The organism is Mesorhizobium sp. M7A.F.Ca.ET.027.03.2.1 (genome assembly GCF_003999175.1).
In the GTDB taxonomy this organism is placed as follows: domain Bacteria; phylum Pseudomonadota; class Alphaproteobacteria; order Rhizobiales; family Rhizobiaceae; genus Mesorhizobium.
Genome location: NZ_RZOM01000544.1, coordinates 1 through 4,076, shown reverse-complemented (window position 1 = coordinate 4,076; position 4,076 = coordinate 1). Strand labels below are relative to the sequence as shown.

Here is a 4,076-nt window from a genome sequence, read left to right as displayed (position 1 = left end):
GCCGCCGCGCGACAGCTCGGAAGCGGCCGCACCCGCCATCGCCTCGATATCGGGCGTGATGCGGTCGACCACCGGAATGAATTTAGCTTGGGGGTCACGCGCCGGCGGCGCCGTATAGAGGCCATCGATGTCGGAGAGCAGTACCAGGAGGTCGGCGCCCATCATGGTGGCGACGCGAGCCGCCAGCCGGTCATTGTCGCCATAGCGGATTTCGGACGTCGCCACCGTGTCGTTTTCGTTGATGACCGGCACCGCCTTCATCTTGAGCAGCGTCGAGATCGTTGCCCGCGCATTGAGATAGCGGCGGCGCTCCTCGGTGTCGCCGAGCGTCAGCAGTATCTGGCCCGATTTCAGGCTGCCCTTGCCGAGCGCATCCGACCACGCGCCGGCCAATGCGATCTGCCCGACGGCTGCCGCGGCCTGGCTCTCTTCGAGCTTCAAGGCGCGCTTGCCGAGACCAAGGATCGTGCGGCCAAGCGCGATGGCGCCGGACGAGACGACAAGGATTTCAGCGCCGCCCTTGGCCAGCGCCGCAATGTCGTCGGCGAGCGAGGCCAGCCAGTCGCGCTTCAGGCCTGTCGCGCGGTCGACGAGCAGCGCCGAGCCGATCTTGACGGTGATGCGCCGATATTTTCCCAGCGACTGCATCGTCCTACTTTTCCCAGCGCGTCTCGACTGGCGCAGCGATCTGCGCACGCGCCTCGGCCACCACCGACATCAACGCCCGCAGCACCGCCTCGACGCCTTCGCCGGTGACGGCCGACAACAGCATCGGCGCGCGGCCGGCGGCACGCTTCAGCGAGGCGACTTTCTTCTTGCGCGCGTCGGCGTCGAGCGTGTCGACCTGGGACAGTGCCACGATCTCGACCTTGTCGGTCAGGCCGTTGCCATAGGCCTCAAGCTCCGCGCGGACGGTCTTGTAGGCTTTGCCCGGATTTTCCTCCTGCGCCGAAACCAGATGCAACAGCACACGCGTGCGCTCGACATGGCCAAGGAAGCGGTCCCCGATGCCGACACCCTCATGCGCGCCTTCGATGAGGCCCGGAATATCGGCGATGACGAATTCGCGCGCGTCGATGCGGGCAACGCCGAGGCCGGGATGCAGCGTCGTGAACGGATAGTCGGCGATCTTCGGCTTGGCCGCGGTGACGGCGGCCAGGAATGTCGACTTGCCGGCATTCGGCAGCCCGACCAGTCCGGCATCGGCGATCAGCTTCAGCCGCAGCCAGATGTTGAGCTCCTGCCCCGGCAGGCCGGGGTTGGCGCGGCGCGGCGCCTGGTTGGTCGAGGTCTTGAAATGCTGGTTGCCGAAACCGCCATTGCCGCCCTTGGCGAGCAGAAAGCGCTGGCCGACCACGGTCAGATCGCAGATCAGCGTCTCGTTGTCTTCTTCGAACACTTGCGTTCCCGCCGGCACTTTCAGCGTGACATCGGCGCCCTTGGCGCCGGTCATGTTGCGGCCCATGCCGTGGACGCCGGTCTTGGCCTTGAAATGCTGCTGGTAGCGGTAGTCTATCAGCGTGTTCAGCCCGTCGACCGCCTCCAGCCAGACATCGCCGCCACGGCCGCCATCACCGCCATCCGGCCCGCCGAACTCGATGAACTTTTCGCGCCGGAACGACACGGAACCGGCGCCACCGTCACCGGAGCGGATGTAGACCTTGGCTTGATCGAGAAATTTCATGGGATTGTACAGTTTCTACTAGTGGCCTTGCGGCATTGCTCTAAACCTTGGCCCTTGCTCTAAACCAAGGCGCGGCGAAGGGCGAGGCCGTTTTGTGACAATGGCCGCGCGGGATCGGCCGGAGAGATGCCGGAATGAAGCTTGTAACCTACAATATCCAGTACGGCATCGGCCTCGACGGGCAGTACGATGTCGGACGCATCGCTGATGCCGTGCGCGGCGCCGATGTGATCGCTCTGCAGGAAGTGACCCGCAACAATCCCAGGAACGGCGGCCGCGACATGGTCGCCGAGATCGGCGAGGCGCTGCCCGACTACTTCGCCGTCTATGGCAGCAATTTCGAGGCCAATATCGGTTCGCATATCGACAATGGCCGCGCCATCACGAAAACCTTCCAGCTCGGCAACATGGTGCTGTCGAAAACGCCTATTCATCTGTCGCGCAACCTGCTTTTGCCGCGCAGCCGCAGCTTCGAGATGATGAACTTCCAGCGTGGCGCGCTGGAAGCGCTGATCGAGACGCCGCTTGGTTTCATCCGCTTCTATTCCATCCATCTCGATCACCGCAGCCCCGTCGAACGCGCCAGCCAGATCCAGTTCCTGCGCCAACGCATGCTGAACTACGCGCTCGAAGGCGGCGCGCTGTCCGGCGTCGCCGAGATCGGCCTGCCGGAATTGCCGCATCCCGAAGCCTTTGTGGGCATGGGCGATTTCAACATGTTGGCCGGCTCACCCGAATATATCGAACTCGCCGGCCGGCCGGATCATGAATTCGGCATGCCGCTGACCGCCGACTTCGCCGTCGATGCCGCCTTGCGCTTGAACGCCACCGGCGACGATCTCATCAGCTGGGTCGACCCGAAACAACCCACCGATCCCAGCCGCCACAAGCGCATCGACTACATCTTCACCAGCGCGTCGCTCGCCAAATCCCTGCAGCGCCTGTGGGTCGACCGAAAGGCCGTCGGCTCGGACCACCTGCCGGTCTGGGTCGAACTGGGCTGATCCAAGTTTGCCTCCCATTGGTTTCGCGCCGTACCCGATGTGTGTCGAGATTCAGGTCAGGCCGAGCCGAGAATAGTGGCTTCCGAGAACCGGAGCGGAGCGTACTTTTCGTACGCGAGCACCGGAAGCGCAGGAAGCCGCCATTCGCAGGCCGGCCTCACCTGAATATCGGCACACATCAAAAGTGGACCCAGTTCCGCAGGCTCGTCCAGGTCTTGCGATCGAGCCGGTAGCGCTCGACCGGCACCTGGCCGGCGACAATCGAATTCAGCATGCCCTGGCCGGCATACTGGAACCCGCACTTGTGGATGACGCGGCGCGAGGCCGGATTGATGACCCGCGTCGAGGCATGCAGAACCTGGATCGACGTCCTCTGGAAGGCGAGATCGACCAGCGCGTGCGCCGCCTCGGTCGCATAGCCCTTCTTCCAGTGCGGCTCGCCGATCCAGTAACCGAGTTCCAGCCCGCGATCGGTGGTGTTGAGACCGGCGCAGCCGACGAAGGTGTCGGTGCCGGCCAACGTCAGGGCATAAGCGATGCCGGCCCGGCGCGACTTGGTCATGGCCAGGAAAGAGCGCGCCTCGGGCTCGCCATAGGGGTGCGGCATGCGGGCCAGCATTTCGGCGACATGGCGGTTGTCGGCAAGTTCGACCAGTTGCGCGATATCGCCTTCGTGAGGCGCCCGCATCACCAGTCGCTCGGTGACCAGCACCGGACAATCTATCGCGTAACTTTCGTCTTCTGAGTCTTCCGCTTCGGCAACCATTTGAAAGTCCTCCAGGCACAAGAAAAAGGGGAGATGGAAACCCATCTCCCCTGATCCTTTTCCTGGCTTTGCCAGACACCGGTTCCCGAGATGGGCGCCGGTGTTCTAGTGCGGAACCGGCTACTCCGCGGCTTTGGCAATCGGGTTGACCGATACGTAGGTTCGGCCGTTGGCTTTTTTGTTGAACGTCACGGCGCCGGTCTCGAGCGCAAAAAGCGTATGGTCCGTGCCCATGCCGACATTGACGCCGGGATGCCACGTGGTGCCGCGTTGACGAATGATGATGTTGCCCGGGATGACGGCTTCGCCGCCGAACTTCTTCACGCCCAGACGCTTGGAATGCGAGTCGCGACCGTTGCGCGACGAGCCGCCAGCTTTCTTGTGTGCCATCTAACTAACTCCGTTGCGCCGCAAGGCGCCTAAAAGGCCTTATGAACGCGTTCGCGTTCCGTTTCAAGTCCGATCCGGCGACCAGGTCGCCAGAAAATTACTTCGCAGCCAATTCCTTGGCCTGCTCGCGCCAGTCCTTGATCTGGTCGGAGCTGAAGGACATGTGCTCGTCGATCTTGGCGACATCCTTGTCGGTGAGCTTGGCGAGCTGCGCGAAGGTGATGATGCCCTG

At 63.4% G+C, this 4,076-nt stretch carries 5 protein-coding genes and 1 pseudogene; 1 reads left to right on the top strand and 5 read right to left on the bottom strand.

Annotation, left to right across the window (positions count from 1 at the left end; genetic code table 11):
* Both proB and obgE read right to left on the bottom strand, forming a co-directional pair.
* Positions 1-648 (bottom strand): glutamate 5-kinase (proB, locus tag EN750_RS21810; protein ID WP_127397611.1); only part of this gene is annotated, 648 nt, incomplete at its 3' end.
* 4 nt (positions 649-652) lie between these two features.
* Positions 653-1,684 (bottom strand): GTPase ObgE, encoded by a 1,032-nt coding sequence (gene obgE / locus EN750_RS21805; RefSeq protein WP_127266818.1) that lies wholly within the window; start codon positions 1,682-1,684, stop codon positions 653-655.
* A gap of 134 nt (positions 1,685-1,818) precedes the next feature.
* On the opposite strand from obgE, the gene EN750_RS21800 reads away from it, so the two are divergent.
* Complete coding sequence (locus EN750_RS21800) at positions 1,819-2,688, top strand: endonuclease/exonuclease/phosphatase family protein (protein ID WP_127397610.1); 870 nt, start codon at positions 1,819-1,821, stop codon at positions 2,686-2,688.
* A gap of 178 nt (positions 2,689-2,866) precedes the next feature.
* Here the strand turns inward: EN750_RS21800 and EN750_RS21795 are convergent, their stop codons facing one another.
* The 3 genes and pseudogenes from EN750_RS21795 to EN750_RS21785 all read right to left on the bottom strand — a co-directional run.
* A complete protein-coding gene (locus EN750_RS21795) occupies positions 2,867-3,454 on the bottom strand; it encodes a GNAT family protein (protein WP_164873766.1) in 588 nt (195 codons plus the stop codon).
* A gap of 120 nt (positions 3,455-3,574) precedes the next feature.
* A complete protein-coding gene (rpmA, locus tag EN750_RS21790; RefSeq protein WP_013529063.1) occupies positions 3,575-3,844 on the bottom strand; it encodes a 50S ribosomal protein L27 in 270 nt (89 codons plus the stop codon).
* Between the two features lie 97 nt (positions 3,845-3,941).
* Positions 3,942-4,076: pseudogene (locus EN750_RS21785) on the bottom strand (50S ribosomal protein L21); the annotation flags it as partial.

What these genes read in the sequence shown, in the direction of transcription:
- EN750_RS21795 (WP_164873766.1), bottom strand. Translation starts at nt 3,454, where the DNA reads ATGGTTGCCGAAGCGGAAGACTCAGAAGACGAAAGTTACGCGATAGAT.
- obgE (WP_127266818.1), bottom strand. Translation starts at nt 1,684, where the DNA reads ATGAAATTTCTCGATCAAGCCAAGGTCTACATCCGCTCCGGTGACGGT.
- rpmA (WP_013529063.1), bottom strand. Translation starts at nt 3,844, where the DNA reads ATGGCACACAAGAAAGCTGGCGGCTCGTCGCGCAACGGTCGCGACTCG.
- EN750_RS21800 (WP_127397610.1), top strand. Translation starts at nt 1,819, where the DNA reads ATGAAGCTTGTAACCTACAATATCCAGTACGGCATCGGCCTCGACGGG.